The 25,485-nt window shown below is 54.3% G+C and carries 23 protein-coding genes; 15 read left to right on the top strand and 8 right to left on the bottom strand.

What is annotated here, in order from left to right:
- The first annotated feature begins 4 nt into the window (after positions 1–4).
- Complete coding sequence (locus AC5DDB_RS02885) at positions 5–895, top strand: succinylglutamate desuccinylase/aspartoacylase family protein (RefSeq protein ID WP_491738169.1); 891 nt, start codon at positions 5–7, stop codon at positions 893–895.
- A 5-nt stretch (positions 896–900) separates the two neighbouring features.
- On the opposite strand, the gene AC5DDB_RS02880 is transcribed toward AC5DDB_RS02885, so the two are convergent.
- On the bottom strand, positions 901–2,937 hold the full coding sequence (locus AC5DDB_RS02880) for a prolyl oligopeptidase family serine peptidase (RefSeq protein ID WP_491738168.1): 2,037 nt from the start codon (positions 2,935–2,937) through the stop codon (positions 901–903).
- A 181-nt stretch (positions 2,938–3,118) separates the two neighbouring features.
- Here AC5DDB_RS02880 and AC5DDB_RS02875 point away from each other — a divergent pair, with 181 nt between their 5' ends.
- Together AC5DDB_RS02875 and AC5DDB_RS02870 are read left to right on the top strand one after the other, a co-directional pair.
- Positions 3,119–5,047, top strand: a complete 1,929-nt coding sequence (locus AC5DDB_RS02875) for a hypothetical protein (RefSeq protein WP_491738167.1) — start codon at positions 3,119–3,121, stop codon at positions 5,045–5,047.
- A gap of 210 nt (positions 5,048–5,257) precedes the next feature.
- Positions 5,258–6,244, top strand: a complete 987-nt coding sequence (locus AC5DDB_RS02870) for a 3'-5' exoribonuclease YhaM family protein (protein ID WP_491738166.1) — start codon at positions 5,258–5,260, stop codon at positions 6,242–6,244.
- 27 nt (positions 6,245–6,271) lie between these two features.
- Here the strand turns inward: AC5DDB_RS02870 and AC5DDB_RS02865 are convergent, their stop codons facing one another.
- On the bottom strand, positions 6,272–6,496 hold the full coding sequence (locus AC5DDB_RS02865) for a hypothetical protein (protein ID WP_491738165.1): 225 nt from the start codon (positions 6,494–6,496) through the stop codon (positions 6,272–6,274).
- A 155-nt stretch (positions 6,497–6,651) separates the two neighbouring features.
- Here AC5DDB_RS02865 and AC5DDB_RS02860 point away from each other — a divergent pair, with 155 nt between their 5' ends.
- Complete coding sequence (locus AC5DDB_RS02860; protein ID WP_491738164.1) at positions 6,652–8,865, top strand: hypothetical protein; 2,214 nt, start codon at positions 6,652–6,654, stop codon at positions 8,863–8,865.
- Positions 8,866–9,120: 255 nt separating this feature from the next.
- Positions 9,121–9,642, top strand: a complete 522-nt coding sequence (locus AC5DDB_RS02855) for a DUF4240 domain-containing protein (protein ID WP_491738163.1) — start codon at positions 9,121–9,123, stop codon at positions 9,640–9,642.
- A 13-nt stretch (positions 9,643–9,655) separates the two neighbouring features.
- On the opposite strand, the gene AC5DDB_RS02850 is transcribed toward AC5DDB_RS02855, so the two are convergent.
- The 4 genes from AC5DDB_RS02850 to AC5DDB_RS02835 all read right to left on the bottom strand — a co-directional run bounded on the left by AC5DDB_RS02850 (position 9,656) and on the right by AC5DDB_RS02835 (position 14,089).
- Entirely contained in the window at positions 9,656–11,113 is a 1,458-nt protein-coding gene (locus tag AC5DDB_RS02850; RefSeq protein ID WP_491738162.1) for a protein kinase domain-containing protein, read from the bottom strand.
- 150 nt (positions 11,114–11,263) lie between these two features.
- Positions 11,264–12,424 carry an aminotransferase class V-fold PLP-dependent enzyme gene (locus AC5DDB_RS02845; protein WP_491738161.1) on the bottom strand — a complete coding sequence of 387 codons (1,161 nt, stop codon included), beginning with the start codon at positions 12,422–12,424 and terminating at the stop codon, positions 11,264–11,266.
- Positions 12,425–12,430: 6 nt separating this feature from the next.
- Entirely contained in the window at positions 12,431–13,426 is a 996-nt protein-coding gene (gene moaA / locus AC5DDB_RS02840; RefSeq protein WP_491738160.1) for a GTP 3',8-cyclase MoaA, read from the bottom strand.
- Between the two features lie 216 nt (positions 13,427–13,642).
- Complete coding sequence (locus AC5DDB_RS02835) at positions 13,643–14,089, bottom strand: hypothetical protein (protein WP_491738159.1); 447 nt, start codon at positions 14,087–14,089, stop codon at positions 13,643–13,645.
- A gap of 124 nt (positions 14,090–14,213) precedes the next feature.
- Here AC5DDB_RS02835 and AC5DDB_RS02830 point away from each other — a divergent pair, with 124 nt between their 5' ends.
- The 3 genes from AC5DDB_RS02830 (at position 14,214) to AC5DDB_RS02820 (ending at position 16,730) form a co-directional block, all read left to right on the top strand.
- On the top strand, positions 14,214–15,194 hold the full coding sequence (locus AC5DDB_RS02830) for an LCCL domain-containing protein (RefSeq protein ID WP_491738158.1): 981 nt from the start codon (positions 14,214–14,216) through the stop codon (positions 15,192–15,194).
- A 100-nt stretch (positions 15,195–15,294) separates the two neighbouring features.
- Complete coding sequence (locus AC5DDB_RS02825) at positions 15,295–16,074, top strand: dienelactone hydrolase family protein (RefSeq protein ID WP_491738157.1); 780 nt, start codon at positions 15,295–15,297, stop codon at positions 16,072–16,074.
- Positions 16,071–16,730: a DNA-3-methyladenine glycosylase family protein gene (locus AC5DDB_RS02820; protein WP_491738156.1), complete on the top strand. Its 660-nt coding sequence runs from the start codon at positions 16,071–16,073 to the stop codon at positions 16,728–16,730. The genes AC5DDB_RS02825 and AC5DDB_RS02820 overlap by 4 nt, the downstream gene beginning before the upstream one ends.
- A gap of 32 nt (positions 16,731–16,762) precedes the next feature.
- Here the strand turns inward: AC5DDB_RS02820 and AC5DDB_RS02815 are convergent, their stop codons facing one another.
- Positions 16,763–17,731 carry a DUF368 domain-containing protein gene (locus AC5DDB_RS02815; protein ID WP_491738155.1) on the bottom strand — a complete coding sequence of 323 codons (969 nt, stop codon included), beginning with the start codon at positions 17,729–17,731 and terminating at the stop codon, positions 16,763–16,765.
- Positions 17,732–18,108: 377 nt separating this feature from the next.
- On the opposite strand from AC5DDB_RS02815, the gene AC5DDB_RS02810 reads away from it, so the two are divergent.
- Positions 18,109–18,504 (top strand): hypothetical protein, encoded by a 396-nt coding sequence (locus AC5DDB_RS02810; RefSeq protein ID WP_491738154.1) that lies wholly within the window; start codon positions 18,109–18,111, stop codon positions 18,502–18,504.
- Positions 18,505–18,609: 105 nt separating this feature from the next.
- Here AC5DDB_RS02810 and AC5DDB_RS02805 read toward each other — a convergent pair whose 3' ends face one another.
- The gene (locus tag AC5DDB_RS02805) at positions 18,610–19,200 is read right to left on the bottom strand and encodes a hypothetical protein (protein ID WP_491738153.1); all 591 of its coding nucleotides are present in this window, start codon (positions 19,198–19,200) and stop codon (positions 18,610–18,612) included.
- A gap of 341 nt (positions 19,201–19,541) precedes the next feature.
- On the opposite strand from AC5DDB_RS02805, the gene AC5DDB_RS02800 reads away from it, so the two are divergent.
- The 6 genes from AC5DDB_RS02800 (at position 19,542) to flgC (ending at position 25,473) form a co-directional block, all read left to right on the top strand.
- Positions 19,542–20,678 carry a mechanosensitive ion channel family protein gene (locus tag AC5DDB_RS02800; RefSeq protein WP_491738152.1) on the top strand — a complete coding sequence of 379 codons (1,137 nt, stop codon included), beginning with the start codon at positions 19,542–19,544 and terminating at the stop codon, positions 20,676–20,678.
- A 73-nt stretch (positions 20,679–20,751) separates the two neighbouring features.
- The gene (locus AC5DDB_RS02795) at positions 20,752–21,399 is read left to right on the top strand and encodes a protein-L-isoaspartate(D-aspartate) O-methyltransferase (RefSeq protein ID WP_491738151.1); all 648 of its coding nucleotides are present in this window, start codon (positions 20,752–20,754) and stop codon (positions 21,397–21,399) included.
- A gap of 195 nt (positions 21,400–21,594) precedes the next feature.
- Complete coding sequence (locus AC5DDB_RS02790) at positions 21,595–24,081, top strand: tetratricopeptide repeat protein (protein WP_491738150.1); 2,487 nt, start codon at positions 21,595–21,597, stop codon at positions 24,079–24,081.
- A 10-nt stretch (positions 24,082–24,091) separates the two neighbouring features.
- Positions 24,092–24,541 (top strand): hypothetical protein, encoded by a 450-nt coding sequence (locus AC5DDB_RS02785; protein ID WP_491738149.1) that lies wholly within the window; start codon positions 24,092–24,094, stop codon positions 24,539–24,541.
- 16 nt (positions 24,542–24,557) lie between these two features.
- On the top strand, positions 24,558–25,010 hold the full coding sequence (locus tag AC5DDB_RS02780) for a flagellar basal body rod protein FlgB (protein ID WP_491738148.1): 453 nt from the start codon (positions 24,558–24,560) through the stop codon (positions 25,008–25,010).
- Positions 25,011–25,062: 52 nt separating this feature from the next.
- On the top strand, positions 25,063–25,473 hold the full coding sequence (flgC, locus tag AC5DDB_RS02775) for a flagellar basal body rod protein FlgC (protein WP_491738147.1): 411 nt from the start codon (positions 25,063–25,065) through the stop codon (positions 25,471–25,473).
- Positions 25,474–25,485: the final 12 nt, after the last annotated feature.

The following is a 25,485-nucleotide window of genomic DNA, read 5'->3' as shown; positions in this document are numbered from 1 at the left end:
GCGGATGCGGTTCGATATCCCGGTTTCGCGGCTGGTAACTGAAGCGTGGTTGGAGTTACCCGTCGAAGTGCTGCACGGCACACAAAATGGCCCGCGAGTGTGGTTGAGTGCGGCTGTTCACGGCGATGAACTCAACGGCGTCGAAATTATTCGCCAGGTTCTACAAAAACTTGATCCCAAAAAACTGACGGGAAGCGTGATTGCCACGCCGATTGTCAACGTGTTTGGTTTCATTAGCCAGTCGCGATATCTACCGGATCGTCGTGATTTGAATCGCTCGTTTCCGGGTACATCGAAAGGTTCGATGGCCGGTCGCTTGGCGAATTTGTTCATGACGGAGATCGTGCAGCATTGCACCCACGGCATCGACTTGCATACCGGTTCCAATCATCGTACGAACTTGCCGCAATTGCGGGCGGACTTACAGCAGGAGGCCACTCAGGAGTTCGCCGAATCGTTCGGTGCCCCCGTGATTTTGGACACCAACACTCGCGACGGTTCCCTGCGTGAAGCTGCCAATAGCTTGGGGATTCCGGTCTTGGTTTACGAAGCCGGCGAGCCGTTGCGGTTCGATGCCGAAGCAATTTCAGTCGGCATCAAGGGGGTGCTTCGGGCATTGGGGTCGTTGGGTATGATTGTTCCGCCTCGTAAGAAGCCACCCGCCGTTCGGATCTTTTCTCGGAGTAAATGGACGCGAGCCAAGCGTAGCGGGATTTTGCGACTCGAAGTGAAACTCGGCGATGAAGTTGTCAAGAAACAACGACTCGGCTCGATCGGCGACGCCTTCGGCGCTGGCGAGTCGGTTGTGACAGCCAATGAATCTGGTTTGATCATCGGGCACGTCAACAACCCGCTTGTGCACCAAGGCGACGCCGTCGTGCATATTGCATATTGAACGGTTTAGTCTTCGGACGCTTTGAATCGCCAGTTTTCGTCGAAGAAACCGGCTTGCAAGATTTGTCCCGGCCACCGCGAGGTCGGCCATTCTTCCGGCTGTGAACCGGTGACATCGACGATAGCCCAGTCCGGCAACATGGGAACTTGGCGGGCATTGTTGAGGTAGGCGTACTCACGATACGTCGGTCCGCTGTTGAGCACCACGTATCGCGCGGGGTTGAACGGGTTCGGGTAAATCATCACCGGCAATTGCTTGTCCGGTGCGAACGCCATGCTTGGGGTGGCGAGTGTGTTGTGATCCCATTCGATGGGCAACTCCCCAATAAGTTCCGCAATCACTTTGTTCGATGACGGGTCTCCCCAAAGTACCAAGTGATGCGACTTCAAATGTTCTTGTGTGAGATCCGTGTCGTTGACAATTCGCACGTCGCCGCGGAATTGTCGTCGCCATTCCTGGACGGCTCGGGTCATCTCGCGATCCACCCACGTGCCAACGGCTGCGTGTGCGGCTTTGCCGGTCGGTTTGACGAAGATGAAGGAATCCATAAACGCATCGTCGATCGGGCCCTGTAACCCGTGACGTTTCCGCAACGCTGGTGGCTCGTCTGAGGCGAGTTTCCAGGTTCCGCCTGTTTGACTCAGCGAGAACTTCCACGAGCGGTCTGATTTTGCATGTTGCATCATCACCCATCGGCCAACTTTGACCTGCACCGGTTTGTCGATCGCAAATGGTGCGTGACCGGCGGGGAAGTCGATTGTAAATGCAGCGACGTTTTTCAAATTCACGTTGACGGTTTGCCCGACAATTTCGGCGGTGACGTGAGCTGGTCGCCAATGTTCTTCGAGCGCGTCAACCGTGAACCAATGCATGCGGTTATAGCGGAGTGTCGGTGTGGTGAATCGGATGCGATTCGGAAAACGGTTGCGTCCGGCGTCTGCCAAACTCGCCCATTTTTCGGAGATGATTGCCTTCGCTTCAGGATGAATTTGATGGCCGGCTTTCGGACCGATGACGTGCACGAGATCAATGCCAACCTGCTCAAGTGCCACTTCCATCACATCGGCCGCTTGCTTTTGGATGTCGTTCTCACCGCTGTAAGCTATCGTCGGGCACTGAAGAAGATTGTCGGCGTAAACAGGGCAATCGTACCATTGCCAGAGTGTTTGTTCCCATGGCTTCGGTCGGAGCGTTTCCTGCTGAAAGGACTTCAAGAACAACGGCGTTTCGCTGAATCCTGCTCCGGGATTGGCGGCGAACCAGAGGTCGGCGTAATGCACCGCGAGTTGCCAACACCCTGCTCCGCCCATCGAAAACCCACGCATCCCGACACGGTCGGCATCGATCGGGTAGTTGGCTTGAACATGCGCAAGCGCTTCGAGCACATCGATTTCACCCGCAAACTTGAACGCATTTGAGTAACGTCCGTAAGGATGCAACACAAAGGTTTTTTCCGGTGTGTATTGCCCAGCATTGTGGAGACGCTGCCAAAGAAATTGATTTTCCAGAGACCGTTCTCCGCGTCCGTGCAACCAAATATCACACCGATGCGGCGTCTGCGGTTGGGCGGCGAACGACTCGGGCACAACGAGTCCGTAAGGTTGTACGGTGTCGTCGAGTTTCGAACGAAACCCACGCACAACCAGACCTGTTTCCTGGGTCCATGGGGCGGTTCCGGCGGCAAGTTTCTCCAGTCGGTCCGCCGCGATTGCGAGCAACTCTTCGGCGTGTTTGACGTCGTTCTTCGAGTAGAATTCTTGATGCTCGATCGCTCCACGAACGGCCCGAGTGAAGATCTCGACATCCGGCAACAACTCGATCGTTGTCGGCTGTTTGTGGGCTTTTTGCAGCCTCACAATCCCGTCTTCGATGGGTTTCAACAGGCCAAGAAGTTTTTGCTTGTCGGCATCATCCAGCTCAATCCCGACTGGTGGGACGGCTCGCACATTGTCGGGGTGATTGTCCTTCGGTCCGTCACCATGCACGGTATTGGACACAATCAACCCGAGGCAGAACGCCATCAACATCAAACCCAACCGCATCGCCGTTCTCCTCGACGTGTGAATGTTCTTCGCAAATTCGGAGCCTCAGCATGACGCGGTTCCCATCACACCGCAACCGAATGAAACTCGACGTGTTGTCGGAAAACATTCGACGAGAAAACTTTGAATTGATATGCTGTTCCTACACATCTAGACAGGTCTCGTCTGCGGGACAATTGAGTTGAGTTTATCATATCCAGCACATAAGTTCCGAATCTTCATTCTGTTCCTCTCCCTTCTGGCAGGACGATCGCTCTACGCCGCTGACCCACCTAAGCAGGAAGCAGCGAAACAACTCGACCACTTGCCCCGTGACCTGAAGCAGTACGACATTCAAGACTTCGTCATCGCCTACGGTTATGTGCAAGGAACAGACGGGCTGGCCAAGTTGGGAGAACTTGAAACTGTTAAGGAAGCCGTGATTTGGAGACTGATCGAATTCTTCGATGAGAAACACGGCTATGACGAACGTTTTCTTGTGGAGTGTGCATTGGCACTCGAAAAGATGGCCGAGAAGGAAATTGAGTGGCTAGGCAATCGAGAGGGATCTAAACGGAAACGGATCGCCTTCCGTTTAAGGCAGGTGAGATTTGACTGGCGGCGAATTTCCCTGCTATCAGCCCCCAAGACATACGTACTTGAATCGTCTCGTGGCTCTGGGCAACGAACAGTCAAGATTACCGACTCAGTTTTTAAGGCACTCGAGCGAGCCGTTAAGGCTTGGGATCGTGATATCTTTCTTGAGAAACACCGCATCGCTCAGCTCCGAGCGATACGTGAGTTAGCGGATCAGAAATCCATCAATGAATTTGATCTCCATCGACTGGCGGACTCGCGATTATCAGGTCAGCTGTTGATAACTTGGATCGATCCCGTGATCGAGGTGCGATTTGCCTTAACACTTGAAGCTCTGGCGAGTGCCAAGCTCTCTGATCCATTTGGCCGGAATGCCCAAGAACCGAATGCTGCACAGCGGCGGCGGATCGCGAAGAAGTTGTGGGAGCGTGCGCGAAAACAACGGAGCCCGATTGGGAAACGGGCGTTTCACCGTGCGGTGGCCGCCTGGGACATGAATGTGCTGATTGGAGAGGACGCGCCACCCGTCATTTCGATGAATGAGTTGCTGCACAAGCTGGCCGAAGAAACCGATTCCCAAACTCTGCTTGCCGGTTTCGATGATGTCCTGCGACATGCGCCCGAGGTCCATCGAATGTTGGTGGACAAGACCGAACGCTATCCCCCGGAACCGCCACTTGCCGAGATGATTCCGAATCGTAGTATGATCGCAACCGGTGCCGATCGGCGGAGGTTCGAAGTCGCGACTACGTCGGAGAAACTCGAAATGCTCCGGCGGATGCGTCCGGATGCGAGTACCAATTGTGCCGAAATTCTTGCTAATGCATTGCTCGATGACGATTGGCGAGTTCGCAAGCGGGCTTCTGCAATTTTATGGGAATTGGGAGACGACGCGGAACTCGCCAATGCGCTTGGCTATGCACTTCGACATGATCTCGCGGGCGCGCACATCGCAGAACTGGTCGATCGAATTCCCGAGTTTCCAGTTTACACGTTACCGCTGCTGCGCAGATGTTACACCAGGGACGACTCGAAAGTCTTGGCGGCATGTTTGCGTGCGATTCAGCGTATCCGGTCGTTCGGCGATTCGGAATCGGTGGTGATGACACACGCACGGATGGACGGCGTTCGCAAGGTTTCTGTTAAACAGTTACTCGATGAGCAAAGCGATCAAGAGGAAGCACGCACATTGGTGCTGTTGGCACGAACCGCGAAGTCGGCGGACGTGCGGGCCAAGGCATTTGAGATCATTGGAATGCGTCCGCGTACTAAGCATGTGCTGCGAGAAGTGCTCCACCATTTAGTGATGGGGGATGAACCGCGGGTGGAAGTGGAAGCCGCCTTTGCGTTTCTCAACAACGCTCCCCAAGACGATCCGAATCGCCCGCAAGTCGCAAAAATTTTGAAACGCAGCACGTTTGCGTGGATCAACCAAGAAGTTTCCGACATGCTCGCCACGCAAGCCGAGGCCAAACGTCACGCTGAAATGAAACAGGTCAGCGACCTCGAAGACTTGTTTGGTCTGCAGGATTAACTCGCACCACAGTACAGATTTCCCCTCCCACTGCCTTCACTCGTCACTCTTCACACTTCCGACACCCTTGCTGTTCGCGTGATGCGATCCTAGGATGGCCGTTTCGCGCGACTCGGTTGGGCTTCGTTGACGACCGTCGATCAAGTTCCACCGACCTACTTTAAGAGCCACTCGAACCCTACGTGGTTGAGCCACCAAAGCGATTTGCCGATGTCACGTCAATTTCTGAACGAACTCAAAGATGGTGATTCCGTCGACGAAGTGTACTTCCTCGCGGACAAGCAACTCCGAGCGAACCGGAACGCCAATCTATATTTGCTTGCTACGCTCCGCGATAAGACCGGCACCCTGAGCGGGTTGATGTGGAACGTCACTGAAGAGTCCACCGCGAACTTCCAAACCGGGGATTTCGTGCGGGTCAAAGGGAAGGTGCAATCGTACCAGGGATCGCTACAGATGATCGTCACCGACGTACGTTCGGTTTCGACAGACGGCCTGGACCCGGACGACTTCCATCCCGGTGCTTCGGTCGCGGTGGATGCCCTACTCGGGCGACTCAAAGAGATTCTACTCGGTTTGGAAGATCCGTCGCTGCGAACGCTGATGGAATGTTTTCTGATCGACGATGCATTCTTGCAGGGCTTCACTCGGGCACCGGCGGGAATTCGTGCGCATCATGCATATCACGGCGGGTTGCTGGAACATGTCGTCAATATGCTCGAAGTCGCCACGCGAATTGGGGATTTATACCCGAGCATCAATCTCGAACTGCTGTTGTGCGGAATCTTCCTCCACGATGTCGGCAAAGTTCGTGAGTTGGGCTACGATGCGTCTTTGACATATACCGACGAGGGCCAACTTTTGGGCCACTTGATGATCGGTGTCGAGATGTTGAACGCAAAAATTGCCGAGGCCGAGCGGTTGACCGGCGACGAGTTCCCGACCGAAACTGCGATGCGGCTGAAACACATGATTCTCAGCCATCACGGTCGACCTGAGTTCGGCAGCGCGAAATTGCCGATGACGCCCGAGGCCATCGCCCTGCACTATCTCGACAATCTCGACGCGAAAGTTCACGAGTTCTCGCGGTCGATCGAAGACGACCCGAACGCCGGTTCCAACTGGACCCCGTATGTGAATCGTCTCGAACGCAAACTCTACAAAGGCGTAATCGCCAGTGAGGACGACGCGACATAGATCGGTTACAGAGACGAAAAGCTTCGGCTAGTTCGACGGTAACACGAACGTGTCGCGTGCCAAACCCTCCACATTGCTGGCGGGTCGATAGAACCTTGTCATCCACTGGCAAGGATAGATCCGCACGATCCATGGATTGTCGGGACGCGAAGGAACCTCGATGTATTGAGTTTTCGAGAGTGCGAAGTAGCTTCCCAGATAAATCGCAACCAACGCAGCCACATAGGTAACGAGATTTAATTCACTTTTCATCGTGGGTTCTCCTTTACCAAGTGGTCGGGAAACGTCGGCTAGCCACGCAGAATTTCTGGTTCATTTCGAATTTCTGCCAAAAACTTGTACGAACTCCCCCGCGGATCTCCACTTATAGAAATAGAGAGTGGTATTTCCTTGGGGAGTGAATTTCGATGTTACGTTTGACGCTGCGAACGCTGTTGGCTTACCTCGACGACGTTTTGCAACCCGCCGAAGCGAAAGCGCTAGGGGCAAAAATTGCGGAATTGAAAGTTGCTTCTGATTTGATGAACCGCATCAAGAACGTGATGCGTCGACGTCGGTTGATGGCACCGCCTCTCGGCCCGGACGCCAACATGGTGTCTGATTACCTCGACAATTCGCTGTCGCCCCAGGCGGTCAACGAAGTCGAGGCGAAGTGTTTGGAATCTGATGTGCACTTGGCGGAAGTGGCTGCATGTCATCAAATCATGACGCAGGTCCTCGCTGACCCCAAGCACGCCACCGAGGGGAATAAAGAGCGTCTATACGCATTGATTTCCGGAATGACACCGCCGGCGGAAGCGACGAATGCAAGGGCAGGAGGCAACCAATCGGTGGCCGGTCATCCGGCGTCAGCATCGAGCGACGGAACGCCGAAAAGTGGCCAATCGATTCTGCGAACAGAACCAGGAGCCGCGAATACGGCTCAAGCGACAGCCGCATCACATTTGCCGACGCAACTGCAACCCACTCCGGGTTGGAAGCGGGCGTTGGTTCCTGCGGGAGTTGTCGCGGTGATTTTGGCGTGGTTGCTGCTGATCGTTTACGATCCCACTTTCAACAGCACGCAGACCACGTCGCCGGAAGTCGCCCAAAATGAGACGCCAACAGAACTCCCAAAAGACACGACGAAGAATTCCGCATCGCAAACTGTGAAGCCCTCGAACGCGGAACAGGGAACGGGTACGACTCAAACGAACGAGTCAACGACGACCACCACGGAGACCGCTGACAGTATTCCATTGAATCCGGAGCCGCCGGCCGATACCGAAGTCGCAGTGACGGTGAATGTGCCGAATCCTAATGCAACCGAGTCGACGGCTATGGAATCGACCCAGCCACCCGGTGACGAAGTTGCCGTGAACACCACCCCACCCGCCACCGCAGCCGAACCACCGCCAAAAGCCGATACGCCGGTCTTGAAGTTGCCAGAGATGGTCTACGATTCCGCGAAGGGCATTTTGCTAGCGTTCAATCCCCAGGAGAACGACTGGTCCCCGGTTGCTCGGGATAACCAAGTGAAAGTCGATCAGCAGTTGATCACACCAGTACCATTCACTTCTTCGATTCGTGTGGCTAGCGGACGGTATCGCGTCGAGTTTGAAGGTGGCACACTAGCTCGAATGTTAGCACCGACAGACAACACACCGATGGGCGTCGAAGTCCGCCGGGGTGTCGTCAGTTTGGAGCGACCCGACGAATCCGCCGATCCCCAAACAATTGCCATTCACGTTCGTGATTCGGTGTTGGTTGTGAAATTGCTCGATCCCGGCAGCCGTTGCTTGTTGCACTTGGTTCCGAGAGAACCGTCCGCGCCAAATCAAATCTTAGATAGTGACGACTGGGAAGGTTTGTTCCGCGTGCAAACTGGTCGTGTGGCGGTCAATTCTCTGGGGATGGTGGCGTTGGAAGTCGAAGCCGGTCAAGATTTGCGAGTCGATCCCCTGTTGGTTCCGATGGCCACCGACGAATCCGCCGGCGAGTCGAAACCGGTCGCTGTCACGTTCCGCCCGTTGGACCGCATTCCCGAACGTCTTAGCATCAATCGTCCCCGTCAAACCACCACCCTGGAACGGTTGGCAAATACGTTCGAGCAGGAATTCGTCGCCGGACAGCCGATGAAGTTGAAGCTCAGTCAACTCGTCCAGCAGGCCCCGGAGCAAACTCCGTTTCAGGTCGCAGAGTGGGGAGTGCGATGTCTAGACTCGATGGAGGCCATGCCGGAAATGGTCGCCATTCTGGCGAAGACCAATCTTCCCGAGGAAGCACGTCAAGCCACAGAGAACGGCTTGCGAAATTGGTTGGCTCTCAATTCCACGCAAGGGGAATTGATGCTAGCCGAGATGAAAAACTACTTCTTCGGCGAAACGCCCGCTACGATCTATCGCTTGCTATGGGGGTACCGACCAGCCGAAGCAACCGACCCGGCTGTCGCCAAGCAATTGGTGGAGTGGCTTGATCATGACAATCTCGTCGTCAGAGAACTCGCATTCTACTGGGCAAAGACGCTCTCCGGGGGCCGCGATTATGGTTACCGTCCGCTCGTCAATTCCAAGCAAGAACGGAGCTCTGCCATCGACCGTTGGCAAAACCATATCAACAACACCGGAGCACTCGCGAAGTAGGTTGAATCTTGACTTTTGAGGGCATGATGCGAGAGTGAGTTGATGTGTCGTGGATCACACTGCGATTTACCGACCAGTACAAATCGTGAGCCGCGACGCTCTTACTAGGGCAGTTTACTTTTGACCGTAGCGGTTTCCGTCTCGTGGAGACCGAAATACAAAGGGTTTTTAGCGTCTTTCACGGACACAGAAGACCGTAATATGGTCTAGGAGTTGGCTCGTCTAACGTTCCGCTTTTGCGTACTGGATCTGTCAATGGACGAAAACAGCTTTTGGGACATCATAGAGAGTTTTGATTGGGATCAAACCGGTGACGATGACGCCGTCTTGGAACCGGCTTATGCGGCCCTGGCCCGACTCGATGAAGAGTCGATTTTCCAGTTCGACGACATCCTTTCGGAGAAACTACACGCACTCGATACTCGGGAACATTGTCGTGCCTGTTATGAAGGAGAACTCGACCCGGATGACGGTGACGACTACATCTCAGCAGACGGTTTCCTGTACTCACGGTGTGTCGTTGTTGCGAACGGTCGGGAGTTCTATCATCTGGTGTTAAACGAGCCGAGGGAATTTCCTCAGGAGATGGAGTTCGAGGCATTGCTCTCTCTGCCTGATGTCGCATATGAACGCAAGACTGGCAAGTCATACGATCATGTTGCACCAGTCAGCTACGAGAGCTTCGCAAATACCGCCGGCTGGGTACCAACGTCGCAAACACGCACCGGAAAGTTTACCGGGGACAACGTTCCACCAGGAAATCGCAGACCGACCTAGACAGTAAACCGCTCTAGCGGTTCTGCCAAAAATTGAAACCGATAAAAACCGCTGCCGCCAGACCGACAAACCATTTCGCGTAGCTGGTCCAAGGGCGACCGGGTTCTGTCGCAGCGTTGATCTGTGTGATCGCCTCGGCGGCATGTATCCGCACCGGTTCTTCCGGGTCTGCTTTTTGCAGTTTCCGTAGACTTCCAGTCTCGCCGCGAGCTGCGTAGCCGACTTTGCCGATTGCATCGACGATGGCAACACGAACCGCTGTCGGTTCGGATTCAACTCCTTCGAGCGCCGTGATCAACACATCAGTCGCCTTGTCGGATGTTGCCGAGAGTACCCCAAGTGCGGCAGCCGCCTCCACTCGGACTTCCTCCGTGCGTCCGGATTGAAACGCGTTAATCCAAAGTTCTTCCGCCGCTTCGGAAGGCGGTAATGGCTCGAAGAGAGAGAGGAGCCAAATGACGACAACAGCGACAATCCCGACAGCCACCGGAGCCGACCAATTCGATGTGTGCGAGGGAATATCCGCTTCAGTTTCTGGAGTTGCAACGGTCTTGGTGTCGTCGAGCTCCCGATTACGCAACGACTCCATCGGGCCGCCAACCGGCTGATTTCCGACGCGGATATCGCTGACTCGTCGTTTGGTGTCGACAATCACAATTGACGAGATCTCTTCCAATCGCCGATGGACCGCAGCGGCACTTGAAGGGCGATCGCCAGGCTGCTTCTGCAACATTTCGTGGACGAGTTTCGCAAGCGCTTCCGGGCAGTCGGGATTGAGAACGCGTACGGGCTGGGGTTCGTCCTGAATGTGTTTGTGGAGAATCGCGGCGGGAGTGTCAGCCTCGAACGGCGGACGCCCGGTCAGCAATTCGTAAAAGACACAACCCAGGGCGTAAATATCGACCTGCCCTGTCATGGTCTGCCCACGAATTTGCTCGGGAGCCATGTAATGAAACGTGCCCATCGTCTTTCCGGCAGAGGTGATTTTCCGCGCTGCCGCGACAGTTGCCAGACCGAAGTCGCTGAGTTTGAGTCGTCCGTTCTTGGTGATCAAAAAGTTGCCAGGTTTGACATCGCGATGCACGACTTGGTGTTCATGGGCGTAAGCCAACGCAGAGGCCATTTGTTGGCCGAATTCGACGACCTGATTCCAGGGCAAACGTCGCTCCTGACGGAGCAGGTCATCCAGTGCCCCCCCTTCGACAAGTTCCATTGCGTAAAACCGGCGTTTGTTCTCGCAGGCTCCGCCGAAGCAACGCACGATATGTTTGTGCTTCAAATTCTTGAGGATTTCGAGTTCTCGTTCGAACCGAGCGAGAGCTTGCTCGTCTTGGACGTCTTTGGGCAGCAGTTTGACGGCCAGGATGCGATCATTGACCACGTATCGCGCGCGGTAGACCACTCCCATACCGCCTTCGCCGATCTGTTCGAGAAGTTCGAATGGCCAAATCCACCGGTCTTTGGAATCCATATTGAACCCAGTTATTCGTCGAGCGGATGTCGTTCGAGACTGTCTTACGGTCTACAGTGTTCACTGTGAACATGATGATACTTTTGTTCTCCGACTTCCGCGAGAGAGAAGTCACGATGATCAAAAGCAAACTGCTCTAGCACTAACAGCTTACGACGCGTCCAGAATCTCCGTCAATGCGGAGATGGCAGCTTCGATTTGCTCGGAATTTGTCAATGCTCCCACGCTAAACCGCACGGTTCCGCCATTTTCCATGGTTCCGAGATGACGGTGTACACCGGGGGCACAGTGCAAACCGGCTCGCGTTTGAATTTGGAAACTTTCATCCAGAATGCCGGAAAAAATCTGGGGCTCGAAGCCGTCCACCGATACGCTGACAATGCCGATCTGTCGTTCCGGATCGTTGGGACCGTGAATCGAGAGACCATCAATCCGACGAAAGCCCTCAAGCAATTGTGCAGTCAAATTTTGCTCGTGCTGCTGGACTTTGGGAATTGTTTCGTCCTGCAGGAACTTTAAACCGGCTTCGAGTCCAAATAATCCGGGCGCATTGTGGTTACCCGATTCGTATTTATCGGGCAGCGTATCCGGTTGGGACTGCAACTCACTGACTGACCCCGTCCCGCCCTGCCGAATGGTTCGGAGTTTCTCCTCAATGCCCGGTTTGATGTACAACACACCTGTGCCGAGTGGTCCCAAAAGTGCTTTGTGACCGGGACAGGCCAAGAGATCGATGGGCATTTTCCCAAGATCAATCGGAACTGCACCCGCGGTTTGGGCAGCATCGATCAGGAGTGGAATCCCTGACTGATTTGCGATTTCACAAAAGTCCGCGAGTGGTTGCAGCGTGCCGGTGACATTCGAGGCATGTGTGAGTGCGAGCAGTCTGGTCTCGGGGCGGATTGCGTCTTGCACGTCCTTTGGGTTGATGCGACCGACCGAATCAGCGGCGACAAACGTCACTGCAACTCCCCGATGTTCCTGCAACCAAGCGAGTGGACGCAGCACGGAATTGTGTTCCATCACCGAACTCACGACATGATCACCGGGTTCCAGCATCCCGTGAATCGCGAGATTCAAGCTATCCGTGCCGTTGCTGGTGAAGATAATCCGGTCGGGCGATTCCGCTCCCCAGAGTTCCGCAAGACGCTTCCGCGCGGATCGCACGGTCCGCTGGACTTCGCTGCCCATCCGTGTCGCACCACGACCGACCGCCACACCGATGTCCCGCTGATACCGTTCGACGGCCGCGTAGACCGCTTCGGGTTTCGGGAAACTCGTCGCTGCGTTATCCAGATAAATCCGCGTCATCAGGAACTACCCGCCGATGGAATACATAGGCCGATCGGGTTGCAGGAATCGAGCGGTATTGATTTCGTGCCCTTCCCACTTGCCCTGAATGCTTTCGCGGACGGCGGTTCGAATCTCTTCGTCACTGGCCTCGCCACGCAACATGGATTTGATGTCCGTCTCTTCCAAGCTGAATAGACAATTGCGAATCTTTCCATCGGCAGTAAGCCGGAATCGATTGCAACTTCCGCAGAACGGTCGGCTGACTGACGCGATAAAGCCGATGCGTCCGACTCCGTCTGCAAACTCGAACTCTGTAGCGGGTGCAGTCGGGTCTTGTGTTGGCAGCGGTTTCAACGGTGCAATTTCCTGCGACAACACGTCGATGATTTCCTGAGCATACAGGACTTTTTCACGTTCCCAGGCGTTGTCGGCATCCAATGGCATAAACTCGATGAAGCGAATTTCCGCACCGGTTTCGCGAGCGAACTTTCCGAAAGGCACGATCTCGCTTTCCGTCAGACCCCGAATGCTCACTGCGTTGACTTTGACCGGATCGAATCCAACCTGCTGTGCAGTCTGGATACCTTCGAGCACCTGCTCGTAGCCCTCGCGGCGGGTAATTTCCTGAAACTTCACAGGGTCTAATGCATCGAGACTGACGTTGATCCGCCGCAAACCGGCATCCCACATCGCTTGGGCATTTTCGGCCAAGAGGATTCCGTTAGTCGTGATGCCAATGTCCCGAATTTCCGGAATGGCTGCCAACTGCGCGATCAGCTTTGGCAAATCTCGCCGCACGAGCGGTTCACCACCGGTCAGGCGAATCTTGTCGACTCCGAGTGGTACGACGAGCTTGACGAATCGCTCGATTTCTTCGAACGAGAGCAATTGGGTCCGCTGCATGAATTGCACGTTCTCGGCGGGCATGCAGTAGAAACAACGGATGTTGCAGCGATCAGTGACGCTGATCCGCAAGTTATTATGAACGCGACCAAAGGAATCGACTAATCGCTCGGGCATGACAATATTCGGGTTCGTGCCGTGTTTGTATGTAATTGGCGAGACCGTTCTATGGTCTACCGTGTTCGCGGTGATTGCGAAGCTGCCTGTGCTTTTCGACTTCCGCGAGATGGAAGCCAATACGAATCTCAGGAAACTACTCCAACTGGGGATTGTGTATCGGCCCGTTCCCATCTCCCATTCTCACAGGCCGACTAAAGATTGCAATGGTCTGGTTCAGGGTTTTGCATGATTGACGGCTTGTTCCTCGTCGAAAGTCCAACGGGCACGAAAATGCAAGCGATGCCTGATCGCGCAGGCTTCGGAATTGGGCAAACTCGTTCGTCCGGTTCGCTGAAAGTATGCTTCCGTTGCCGCCAGCAGTATTGCGTTGACTTCGGCGGGATCAGCCACCACCATTCCACCTTGCCGAAGGGCATGCACAAGCAGTCGTTCGGCCCGTCTTAGAGTAGTTAGTTCTGCAACTTTCTGTGGTACAATGACTTGCGTGTAGTCTTTACTACAAGTATAGACGGGCTCGTGAGCGGCGATTCGTACACCGTACCAATACCGTCCGCGACGTGCGGAGCAATACACCGCTTCACTGGAATGCGATTGCTCCGAGTGGAACTCGAGCCCAGCAGCCCTCGCGATTTCGATCGCGACGAAGTGGAGATGTTCCACGGCGTCGATTAAAGATAAAGTCGAATTTGACGGGATTTCATGAGTCTTCACAGGAACTTTGTACGTTGTAACGGCGTCAGGTTTTGGGAGAACTTGGGAAAATTTCGAAAAGGACACCATTTCGATGCGAAACATTCTCTTGGTCGCGTCTGTCGTAGTTGCATTTTGTGTGTTCGTGGTGGTAGCCGACGACGATCCCTTTGACGCGGCACCAGCCCCAGAACCGGGTTCGTTTGATGCCGTCCAGGTCGTCGATCCGTCCGGCCCAGTGGCTGACGTCTTCAACCCAATGCCTGCTCCCAACGCGAATGGTCTCGGTGGTGCTCTCCCAGGCGATTTCGGACCAATGATGGGGGAAGTCTCCGAAACGGAGCAACTCCAACGGCAACTTTTCGAAGCCGTGCGAATGCGGTCCATGGGGATGTCTCCCGAGGAACTTCGCCGGCTGATTGCCTTTGTGGAAACCGAAGAATTCGAACTTCCCGCTGCCGCGCGAGAGATCCTCGATAGTTACCACAGCCAAACCAACGCCGCTCGCGCGGAAGCGGATCAGAAAATCGCAAGATACCGTCTCAGTGCGGTTGTTGATTTGCAAGAATTGCTTGCCCGTTATATCGATACCAAGCAGTTTGAGGAGGCAGTCGCAGTCAGATATGCAATTCGGGCCATGACGATTTCCGCTGTCAAAGTTCAGGATGACCCCGGCACACTTTCCGGTCTTCACAATAACAAGCAGCGGGTCTTGCATTTCCGCGTGAAGGGCGATACCGGGGGATCGGTTTGGGGATCGGGCGTTTATACCTCCGATTCCGACCTTTCCACGGCCGCCGTTCATGCCGGCATTTTGAAGTCGGGACAATCGGGCGTTGTTCGGGTCACCCTGTTGCCGGGGATGAATCAGTATGTTGCCTCCACTCGCAACGGCGTAACGACATCGACTTGGGGAAATTACAGTTCGAGTTACCGAGTTACGCGTTTGGTCACTTCGGTCCCGGACCTTTCCGGCGAGACCGAAGACGGTTCGGCGATCGATCGTGAACAAGACTCGCCAGAAGATTCTGGTGATTCTCCCGGTAACTCCCCATCGGAAGCACCGTTAGAGTGATCATCATGCCGATGCGTTCGCTTGATTCTCGGTTTGTGGCTGGACTATCCTCGAACAGACTGGAATCAACCGTAACGAATCATCCGCAAGGAATGACGACATGACACTTCGTGTTTCCACATTTGCGTTTTTGCTCGCGATCTTGCCTGTCACCACTCAGGCGAAACTGGTCACCAAAGAAGTTCCCTACGAACACAACGGGACCAAACTTGTTGGTTATTTGGCTTACGATGACAAATACGAAACGCCGCGCCCCGGCGTATTGGTCGTGCATGAATGGTGGGGGCTGAACGATTACGCTCGCAAACGCACCGAGATGCTCGCCGAACTCGGATATGTCGCCTTCGCCCTCGATATGTATGGCGAAAAGGTCACCCAGCATCCGAAAGAAGCCGGAGAATGGTCTGGCGAGATTCGTTCAAACGTCGAACAATGGCGTGAACGGGCATTGAGCGGGCTAAATGTGCTGACCGAACAGAAAAACGTCGACTCCGAGAACATCGCCGCCATCGGTTACTGTTTTGGCGGTTCGACCGTGTTACAGATGGCGTTCGCTGGTGAGGATCTCAAAGCAATCGTGACTTTCCACGGCGGACTGGTTGTCCCGACCGAGGAAGAGGCCAAGGGAATCAAAACAGCCGTGCTGGTATGTCACGGAGCGAGTGACAGCTTCATCCCCGAGAAAACCGCCCAAGAGTTCCGCGAAGCACTCACGAAAGCCGATGTGGATTGGATGATGGTCTACTATGCCAATGCCAAGCACGGTTTTACGAATCCCGGAGCTGACGACTACGGTCTGCCCCCGCTCGGCTACAACAAGAAAGCCGATAAGCGGTCTTGGACGGATATGAAGTCATTCCTGAATGAGAAGTTGAAGTGATTCCGTCGCAAGGCGAGATCATCTCCGTTTTCGACGCCACGAATTTTGAAACGCATTGCGAGACCTTAGCCGCTCGCAATGCGGTTTTTCGGGGGATTCTTGATCGCAATGGCTATCCCCCACTCTGGCAACGCGAACCGAACTTCACCACACTAGCGCGAATTATTTTGGAGCAACAAGTCAGTTTGGCGTCGGCCAATGCGACGTATCAGAAACTGACACAGGCAGTTCCAAAGTTCACGCCCGCAGAGTTGCGGAAACTGACCAGCGAGGAAATGCGTGCGTGTGCGGTGAGCCGACAGAAAGCCGGTTATCTTCACGTCCTTGCCGACGCGGTGACTTCCGGGCAGCTTGACATTGCCAAGTTGTCACAGTTGCCCGACGATCAAGTTCGTCAGCAACTTCTGCAGGTCAAAGGCATCGGCCAATGGACAGCCGATGTGTTTTTGATGTTGGCACTCAATCGCACGGATTGTTTCCCGCTTGGCGATGTCGCTCTGCGAAACAGTCTGCAGCATGAGTTCCAATTGACAGCCGATCAATTCGCCGAAACAAGCCCCGCATTGATCGAAAGTTGGTCCCCGTTCCGCACGATCGCCGCCTACCTGCTTTGGCACGCCTACATCCAACGAAAGCAAATCGACTTTCTCGGATGAAATGACGGTGGAGTCACCAGGGCTTCAACGACTTACGAGGCTTCGACAAAGTCGTCGATTTCCTCTTCCGTCGATTGGCCGTGAGAGGCCGCGAAGAATTCGATCGCGAAAATTACGATGCCCGCCACCACTAAGATTCCGAGGGAAATCCATGTGTTGGTTGCGGAAAAGTCGGGCATGATGTTCTCAAAGACTTTGGCTTTGAGTTCCGTACCCGGTGGGGTGAGTTCAATTTTGAACGGCCAAATTTTGCGAAGTGATCCCAACATGAATCCGCAGAGGACGGCCATCGTCGGAGCTTCATAGTGCTTGAGGAGATACTTCAGCAACTTGCTGAAACTTAAGATGCCGATCAATGCACCCAGCCCGAACGCCGCCAGAATCAACCCGTTGCCGGACAAATCCGTACCTTGTCGCATGGCCCGCAATGCGCCGGTGATGTCGGTATACGTGCCAAGAATCAGCAGAATAAACGCGCCACTGATGCCAGGCAGCAGCATCGCACAAATCGCGATTGTTCCACAAAAGAAGATGTAAAACGGCCCAGTGGGTGGGTTCTGCAACGCGGGCACACCCACCAACCAAAACGCGAACACGGCTCCCAGTATCAGCAAACCGATGCTACCGGCGTTCCAGCGTGGCACCAATCGGGCCACGATCCACGCAGAGGCGAGGATCATGCCGAAGAACGCTGCGAACGTTTGTTCCTGCCGATGTTCGAGTAGCCAATGCATCAAATTAGCGAGCAACACAATGCCCGTCAGGATTCCCAGCCCAAGAGCAAAAAGGAAACCGAGGTCGATATGCCGAGCCGCGGCCGACCACTCTCGCTTTCGCAAATGACCGATGAACGTGGTATCGAACCGACTGACTGCCGTCACCAGGCGTTCGTAGATTCCCAGAATCAACGCCACGGTCCCGCCCGACACACCCGGGATAATGTCAGCGCCGCCCATCAGGAAGCCGAAGCCGACATGGACAATGTTGAACCAATCGCTCAATGCAGTTCCTCCTTGACATCGCGGAGCCGACGCATCCCTTGCTCCGATTCGATGAAGTCGTCACAGTAGTCTATTAGGCACACGTATGGAGCTAACGAACAGTTGATGAGAGCCGATGTGTCTCATCACCGATCCGCTTCGCACAAACATTAACCGTGTGAAATGTGAAATCGGTGCCGAAGTCTACAACCGCTGCGCATCTTCTGCCAAGACTGAATGCTCGGAAAGAGGAGTCAACCATTAAAGGTCCGGGATTTCGCCTCGATTTGGACGTTCGCCGCCTTTGGGTCTGCCCGAAGTGTGGTCGTCGGCGACGAACCAGCGGTCGCGTGAGTTCGCAGCGGTGTAACTGCGCTACTGAATCGGAAGCCGCGTGGATGAAGTTACAGGATCCGCAGCGACCGGCTCGTCAGTTCCAACCCTATCTGGTTGCCGAAATTCCCGTCGACGAAGCCGAGTTTGCGGACGAGCCAGTCAATATCCCTGAGTCGGTTACGCAGGCGGCTGTCGAGAAGCAACGCACCACGCACCGTGGACGGCCGGCTCGCAAACTTTCCGAAACGGAACCTCAAGAGCCGCCGGAAAAAGAAGCGACCGAAACGGCCCCCCCGGAGACGGAAAAAGCCGTCGATACTACTGCAAGCCCGGATAATTCCACAGACTCGGAAGAACAACCTAACCGAGATTCCAAGCCGAAGAAGAAACGTCGCGGCCGACGGGGGCGGCGGAGTCGATCGAAAAACAACTCCGACAAGCCGTCTGGCGATTCTTAGAATTTCGGACCGACCCCATAAAAAAACAGCTCGCCGGCTGAATGCCGGCGGGCTGTTTTCGGTTTAACTCATCGTAGTCAACTAAGACCTGTACACCCACATGGACTAGTAACGTGGTGCTGGTTCCCAGCCGGTGTTGAGGGAATCTTGTGCGGGCAGTGCCGGCGTCGGTTGGTTCACCGGACGAGATGCGGGCAGCGAAATTGGTCGCAGTGCTTCGACCGGTGTCGGACGAAACGCACGACGGGTCGCGGTTTGTGGAACCGGCGCGGTGGTCGCTGGTCGGAAGAAGCTAGTTTGGATTGGTCGGGGTTGATAAACGACTGGCGGAATCGTCGGTGAGTACCCGCTGTAGCCGCCAGGTTGCGAGGCCATACCACGATAGCCACTGCCCTGATAGCTGACTCCACACCCACCAGGACCGCATGGCGAGGCGGGGGCAAATGTCGGAGCGTATCCTGGGGCAACGGGAACGAAACCGGCACCGCAGTTCCCAGAATCACACGGGGAAGGTCCGCATGGCGAACACGATGGTGCACATGGCGGCGGACCGCATGGGGCCGGTTGATAGCAAGCTGAACGGCCGCAGCCGAACAGCCAACCGAAGAGGCAGCAGGCATCGGCGGTCTGTGCTGAGGCTCCAATCATGGTGACCGCAACGGCCGCCACGAAAAATGTTTTTCGAGACAATTGCATGGATTTCTCACTTCGTAAAGGTTGGATCGTGCATGCCGCCTCCGCAGCGGTTCACGTCGAGTGGCATGTCATGAACCTACCCAATGTGCCGTAAGTGAGCGCGCGAAATCCAGACTCTTCCGGAGAAAGCGATGATGATTCTCCACAACGTTCGCGAGTGACCGGTTCAAATTACGACAGTTTCGCAAACCACCTATTCCGAAAAGCCAACCCACGCCGGAGATTCGATCCGTCCCGATCAAACAACAGGCGATTAAGGCGTTTCCCCTACGGCCGCTCGATCCGTTACAATGCCGCCGGTCGACGCCCAACGAAGACAAACTCGGAAGGAATCAGGCGACATGGTTTTGAATAGTTTTTGGGACAGCCTTAAGAAGTTTTGGCAGGACACCGTGGTCGATTTCGTCGATCAAATCCTCCCCGAAGGGGAACTTTTCAACAGCTCCACACACCAGTGGGCGACCGCGATTGCCATCTTCGTCGCGGGTTTCACATTGTTGCCGGCAATCAAAGGGATTGTTCGATTACGGGTCAAAGCTCTCGCCGACCGAAGGGATGAGAACAGTTGGTCACACGGGCTGGTTGACCTAGTCGCTGCGACCCGGTTCTGGTTTCTTGTTGTCCTGTCGCTGTTTCTTGCCACGCTCGCGTTGAGTTTGCCAGAACGAAGCGTCGTGATCAGTCGCAACGTGATGATCGTCGCGCTAGTCATTCAGGCGGCAATCTGGATTAACGCGTTGATCAACTTCGGCATGGATCGCTACATCAAGCTGCGGGCCGACGATGCCAGTGCCGTGACTACCGCCAAGGCGATCGCGTTTCTGATTCGATGTGCCCTGTGGAGCATCGCGTTTTTGATGGTGCTGTCGAATCTGGGAGTCGATGTCACCACGCTCGTCGCAAGTTTAGGAGTCGGCGGTATTGCGGTTGCATTGGCGGCTCAGAACATTCTGAGCGATTTATTCGCTTCGCTGTCGATCGTCTTGGATAAACCCTTCGTCCTCGGCGACTTCATTATCGTCGGCGACATGATGGGCACCGTGCAGCACATTGGTCTCAAAACCACTCGCGTGCAAAGTCTGTCCGGGGAACAATTGGTTTTTCCGAATAGCGACTTGCTTAGCAGTCGAATTCGCAACTTCAAACGGATGCAGGAACGTCGCATCGTTTTCACGATCGGCGTGATCTACCAAACCCCTGCCGCCCAGGTCAAAGCCATTCCGGACATGCTGAAGTCAGCCGTCGAAGCCCAGGAAAACGTCCGGTTCGACCGCTCACACTTCAAAGCTTACGGTGATTCCGCCCTGCTCTACGAGGCGGTCTATTATGTGCTCAGTCCAGATTACAATGTCTATATGGACATTCAGCAGAAGATCAATTTCCACTTGCTTGACAAGTTCGAGTCGGAAAACATCGAATTCGCATACCCGACGCAGACGGTCTTTGCGGAAGTTGTGAACGCCACAGAGGCGAAGTGAGCTGCAACGGTACCGATCGTGAGGCGCTATCCTTGGTAAGATGGGGCAGAATCCGTAGTAGACAAGATTTCCCATGTCGAAAAGCACGAGTGTCGATCAGTTAATTCGATCTCTGGTGAGTCAAGGCATTCACGATGACCGGGTGCTGTCCGCCATGCGGGCAGTACCGCGGAATTTGTTTGTTCGCGATGATCAATCGCAGCGTGCCTATGAAGACGCTGCACTGCCGATCGAATGCGGTCAGACAATTAGTCAGCCGTACATCGTGGCGTTGATGACACAAGCCCTTCAACTGACCGGCGAGGAAACCGTTCTCGAAGTCGGGACTGGCAGCGGCTACCAAACGGCCGTGCTGTCGCAGCTCTGTCGACGTGTGGTCAGTGTAGAGCGACACGAAACCCTCGCGGAGTCGGCGAAGTCGATTTTGTCAGAATTACAAATTGATAACGTGACGTTCCGGTTAGGCGACGGGACTCGGGGGTGTCGCGAGTTTGCTCCTTATGACGGTATCCTCGTGGCTGCAGCGGCACCGAGCATGCCAAGATCGCTGGCAAACCAACTAGGTGTCGGCGGACGGATCGTGATCCCCGTGGGCGATGAGACCACTCAAACGCTGATTCTCGCAACACGAACCGATCAGGGACTTCACACGCAAAAGCTCTGTAATTGCCGCTTCGTCAAATTGATCGGTCGCGAAGGTTGGTCGGACCAAGACGACTGATTTCGCCATGGAACGTTGTCGGCCGCTGCCGGTTCGATCTTGACAGAATTGCAGGGTCCGTCATATGTTCCCGCGCTTTTCTGAACCGAACTCTCTCAATTTACAGTCCAATTCATTTTTGGTTGGTCGTTCCAGGTTCCAGGCTGCGCAGTTTTCGAACCGCCGACCGGGACCGCCCTGCAATTGAATTCGTCCATGTCGCAATCCGCTCCAAATCCCGAATCGCAGGATTCGCAACCGAATGCTCAGGCATCCGGCTTGTTGGAGCGTTTCTCGCCGGTTCAGATGGGGATTATAGCGACGGTCACTATCCTCACATTGGCCGGTGCGTTCTGGTATTCAACACGCCCGACCGAACTCACACCTCAGCAAAAATTGCAGCAGGCTCTTGAGTGGCTTGCACAAGACACACAAACGACAGACCGGAAAGCCCAGGCGGTCGCTACGAAACTTCGGCAGGCTGAATTCCGCGATCCCGATTTTCCCGGTGCACCGGAGTATATCCTTGGTTTAGTCGCGTTCCGCGAGGCCCAACGTCAACACGAGACGAATCGTCAACGACTATTCGAACAATGTGCACGGCTGTTAGAAGCTTCAGAAAGTATTTCGCTTCCCGATGAGTATCGACCAGATTGGTGCTATGCAACCGGGACAGCGTTGCACCACCTTCGGCAACCGACCCGAGCGAGGAAGCTGCTCGAAGAGGCATTCAGTATCAATCCGAGTGTCAAAAACGAAGTGGCATCACAACTGATCGACATGTCGTTGGATTCCCAATCGCCAAGTGAACTCGAGCAGGCATTAGGGCAAAGCGACATACTGATCGACAGTCTTGCAGACCAAGCCGATCGTAAAGCCGATTTAGATTCCGTAACGCTACAGAAGACGCGAGTGCTGCTAGCTCTTGGCAAGACGAAAGAAGCGGAGATGCTTCTTGATGGTCAACTTGGAGCAGATCAAACTCCGCAAACCCAACTCGTTCGCATTCAAATCGACGTCGCAAATGCTGACCTACAATCAAGCATGCGTGCCAAGTCGGAACTTCAAAGTATCCTAGGTAACCGGGCGAAGAACAGTTCTGTCAACAGACAAGCGTTGTTATTGCTCGGGCAATGTCATGAACGACTTGGAGAACCTCAACTCGCCGTTGATGTCTTCGAGAAAGTTGCCCGAAAGTTTCCGGGGACTCAAGAGTGTTTGGCGGCACAGTTTCATGCAGCGGGTCTTCTGCAAGGAATGAAGCGACACGAGGAAGCGTTGCTGCACTATCAAGCGGCACTAGCGAGTATCAAATTTCCTCAGCAGTTTCGAAATCGATGGCTGAATTTGGATTCCGTTCGCCAACGGACCTTGAAGGCATGGGATGACTGGATCGACGCCAACCGTTTCGACGAAGCACTTAGTCTTTCGCAATCGCTTGTGCCACTGTTCACCACGACCGAAGCAATGGAATTGAAGGCCCGTGCGACGCAGCAACGTGCCGAGGCCTTCGCACAAGAAGTTTTGAATTTACCGGTAGAACAGCGAGAGTCTCGCCAAGCTGCGCTCGATCGTCGCTGGCGTGAAAGCGGAGACGCATTTGCGGGGCTCGCGAAGCAACTTGTGACTTCGTCTCTGTATGGCGGCGCTCTCTGGAAAAGTGCAGAACACTACCGTAAAGGGCGAGACTACGCTGCGACTGAACGAATGCTGGAAAAGTTTCTCACAACTCAACCCGATCGATTACTGCCTTTGGCGCACGTTTGGCAGGGGCAGGCTTTGTTGTGTCTCGATCGTGCTGATGAAGCTCTTGCTCACTTTTCACGGGTGTTGAAGTTACACAGTACAGACCCTGCCGCATTCGAAGCGGCTTACTGGACGGGACTGTGTTACTTGGAACAGGGAAAACCCACTCAGGCAGAAGCCGCTTGGCGAGATGTCCTCAGTTCGGACAAACTGACACCAGACGCGGAAGAGTGGCGGCTATCGCTGTTCCAACTCGGACGGTTGCTCTACGCAACCACGGCCGTTCCTTCACTATATATTGAGCCTAACGACGACACAAAACAATCGACCGATGTTACTGCATCGATCAAAAGACTCAATGAGGCAGCTAAACTACTCGACGAGTATCTCAAACGATATCCGCATACACAGGAAACTTTAGAAGTTCAAACCCACTTCGCGAACACACATCTGCGAATTGCGAGCTTTCGAAACACACAACTTATCGCCACGACGATCGATGCAGAGCAACGCGCCCTTCAGACTGAACGGCGCAAACATCTTGCGATTGCGAAGAGTCTATTACTAGACCTTAGGAAACGCCTGACCGCATTGAAGAACGAAAGCGGACTAAACAGCCTCCACTCGCAACTTCTGCTCGATAGCGGCTTCACCCTGGGTGAAATTGAGCTTGAACTTCAAGAGTATGCACGGGCGATTGAAACACTCAACCGCGCCGTTAATGAGTATTCTTCGACATCGCGGATCTTTCCGGCTTATCTTCAGATTGCGACCGCTTATGACGAACTCGGTCAGCCTGATCAGGCTCAAAGTGTCTTACAGCAAGCGAAAGTCATACTAGAACGCATGCCGGAAGAAGCCTTTGCAATTGATTCGACGAACTTCAGGTCGCGTAGCGAGTGGATGGAGTGGATTGATTGGGCATTGCAAGTCCGCCTCAGTGTCTCTCAAAACTAGTGGTGCTGCGATGAAACATTCGGCAGAACAATTTCTCCAAGCTGCGGAAGTCCAACGGGACTATGCGATTCAACTTCTGAGTGTGTCTCAGATGCAAAAAGAACTCATCGAGAACGGACGTTACTCGGAACTGATTGAACTACTCCAACATAAACAGTGTATTCTGGATCGCCTTCACGATCGGGATGCACCGAACCGCCAATGTTTAAAAGACTGGCCTAGCATGCGGTCAGGGTTTGCATCTGGCGAACGAAATTCCATCGAACAAACGCTTAGCGAATCCGAACGATTGTTCGGCGATCTCGCTCAGCATGAATCTGAGTGTCAACAACTGCTTCAAACGCAGCGTGATGAGACGGGGGCGCAACTCAAGCGGCTGTCGCAAAGTCATAATGTGCGATCCGCATATCAGTCGGTTGTTACACCAGAACCTCAGTCTCGAATCAACCTCGTTCAATAGTTTCTCGGAGGATGCGATGCTCGGAATATGGGATTCCCATGGCACCTTGCCAATGCTCGAAAAAATCGCGGCGTTCGGTGAGAAACGTCAGGAGGTACTCGCGGGAAACGTGGCGAACATCGACACCCCCGCGTACCGCACACGAGATTTGCCTGTTCAGAAATTTCAAGAGGCCCTTCGCGACCATATTGAAGGTAAACGCCAGTCGAGTCCAATTTCACCTTCGGCCGGACTGCCGATGCCTAGTCCATCGTCGAGTTCTGTTCGGGTTGAAAACCAAATCTCGAGAGAACTCTTCCAAGCCGAGGAAATACAGTCTGGGACTCAGTCATTTCAGGATGGCAGCAATCGTAGCATTGAACGGGAGCTAGCCGAGATGTCTAAGAACGCCATGCTCCAACAGTTTAGTCTTGAACTAATGTCCGCGCAAACAAATCTTCTACAGGCTGTGATCAGCGAGCGTCCGTAGTCGTTGCGAATTGCATGGACGCCTAAAGCTTTTAATTCTTGGGAGGCCTAGAATGCTCAATCTCTTAGACATTAGTACAAGCGGTTTGGTCGCTCAGCGACAACGACTCGACACGATCGCTGGTAACATTGCGAACGCAAATGCGACACGCAACGCAGACGGCGAACCATCCCCATTTCTTCGACGACTCGTTTCGTTTCATCCAGAGCCTCAAGCTAGCGGTCCACAAGCGGGTGTCGGAGTGAATTATACCGTCGACATTGACCGGACGACTCCGACGCGTCGAGTTCATGAACCTGGGCACCCGGACGCGGATGCGGACGGTTACGTGACCTACCCGAATATCGATGTGATGACAGAATTCGTCAATGCGATGGAAGCCGGGCGAGCATACGAAGCGAACATCTCGGCCATGCAAATTACGAAACAACTGGCGGAAATGAGTCTGCAAATTATTGCCTAAATGTCGTTCACA

This window comes from Thalassoroseus sp., from assembly GCF_984380535.1.
This window is presented reverse-complemented; position numbering and strand designations above follow the sequence as displayed.

What these genes read in the sequence shown, in the direction of transcription:
- AC5DDB_RS02885 (WP_491738169.1), top strand. Translation starts at nt 5, where the DNA reads ATGCGGTTCGATATCCCGGTTTCGCGGCTGGTAACTGAAGCGTGGTTG.
- AC5DDB_RS02880 (WP_491738168.1), bottom strand. Translation starts at nt 2,937, where the DNA reads ATGCGGTTGGGTTTGATGTTGATGGCGTTCTGCCTCGGGTTGATTGTG.
- AC5DDB_RS02870 (WP_491738166.1), top strand. Translation starts at nt 5,258, where the DNA reads ATGTCACGTCAATTTCTGAACGAACTCAAAGATGGTGATTCCGTCGAC.
- AC5DDB_RS02865 (WP_491738165.1), bottom strand. Translation starts at nt 6,496, where the DNA reads ATGAAAAGTGAATTAAATCTCGTTACCTATGTGGCTGCGTTGGTTGCG.
- AC5DDB_RS02860 (WP_491738164.1), top strand. Translation starts at nt 6,652, where the DNA reads ATGTTACGTTTGACGCTGCGAACGCTGTTGGCTTACCTCGACGACGTT.
- AC5DDB_RS02855 (WP_491738163.1), top strand. Translation starts at nt 9,121, where the DNA reads ATGGACGAAAACAGCTTTTGGGACATCATAGAGAGTTTTGATTGGGAT.
- AC5DDB_RS02850 (WP_491738162.1), bottom strand. Translation starts at nt 11,113, where the DNA reads ATGGATTCCAAAGACCGGTGGATTTGGCCATTCGAACTTCTCGAACAG.
- AC5DDB_RS02845 (WP_491738161.1), bottom strand. Translation starts at nt 12,424, where the DNA reads ATGACGCGGATTTATCTGGATAACGCAGCGACGAGTTTCCCGAAACCC.
- moaA (WP_491738160.1), bottom strand. Translation starts at nt 13,426, where the DNA reads ATGCCCGAGCGATTAGTCGATTCCTTTGGTCGCGTTCATAATAACTTG.
- AC5DDB_RS02830 (WP_491738158.1), top strand. Translation starts at nt 14,214, where the DNA reads ATGCGAAACATTCTCTTGGTCGCGTCTGTCGTAGTTGCATTTTGTGTG.
- AC5DDB_RS02825 (WP_491738157.1), top strand. Translation starts at nt 15,295, where the DNA reads ATGACACTTCGTGTTTCCACATTTGCGTTTTTGCTCGCGATCTTGCCT.
- AC5DDB_RS02810 (WP_491738154.1), top strand. Translation starts at nt 18,109, where the DNA reads ATGAAGTTACAGGATCCGCAGCGACCGGCTCGTCAGTTCCAACCCTAT.
- AC5DDB_RS02805 (WP_491738153.1), bottom strand. Translation starts at nt 19,200, where the DNA reads ATGCAATTGTCTCGAAAAACATTTTTCGTGGCGGCCGTTGCGGTCACC.
- AC5DDB_RS02800 (WP_491738152.1), top strand. Translation starts at nt 19,542, where the DNA reads ATGGTTTTGAATAGTTTTTGGGACAGCCTTAAGAAGTTTTGGCAGGAC.
- AC5DDB_RS02795 (WP_491738151.1), top strand. Translation starts at nt 20,752, where the DNA reads ATGTCGAAAAGCACGAGTGTCGATCAGTTAATTCGATCTCTGGTGAGT.
- AC5DDB_RS02790 (WP_491738150.1), top strand. Translation starts at nt 21,595, where the DNA reads ATGTCGCAATCCGCTCCAAATCCCGAATCGCAGGATTCGCAACCGAAT.
- AC5DDB_RS02785 (WP_491738149.1), top strand. Translation starts at nt 24,092, where the DNA reads ATGAAACATTCGGCAGAACAATTTCTCCAAGCTGCGGAAGTCCAACGG.
- AC5DDB_RS02780 (WP_491738148.1), top strand. Translation starts at nt 24,558, where the DNA reads ATGCTCGGAATATGGGATTCCCATGGCACCTTGCCAATGCTCGAAAAA.
- flgC (WP_491738147.1), top strand. Translation starts at nt 25,063, where the DNA reads ATGCTCAATCTCTTAGACATTAGTACAAGCGGTTTGGTCGCTCAGCGA.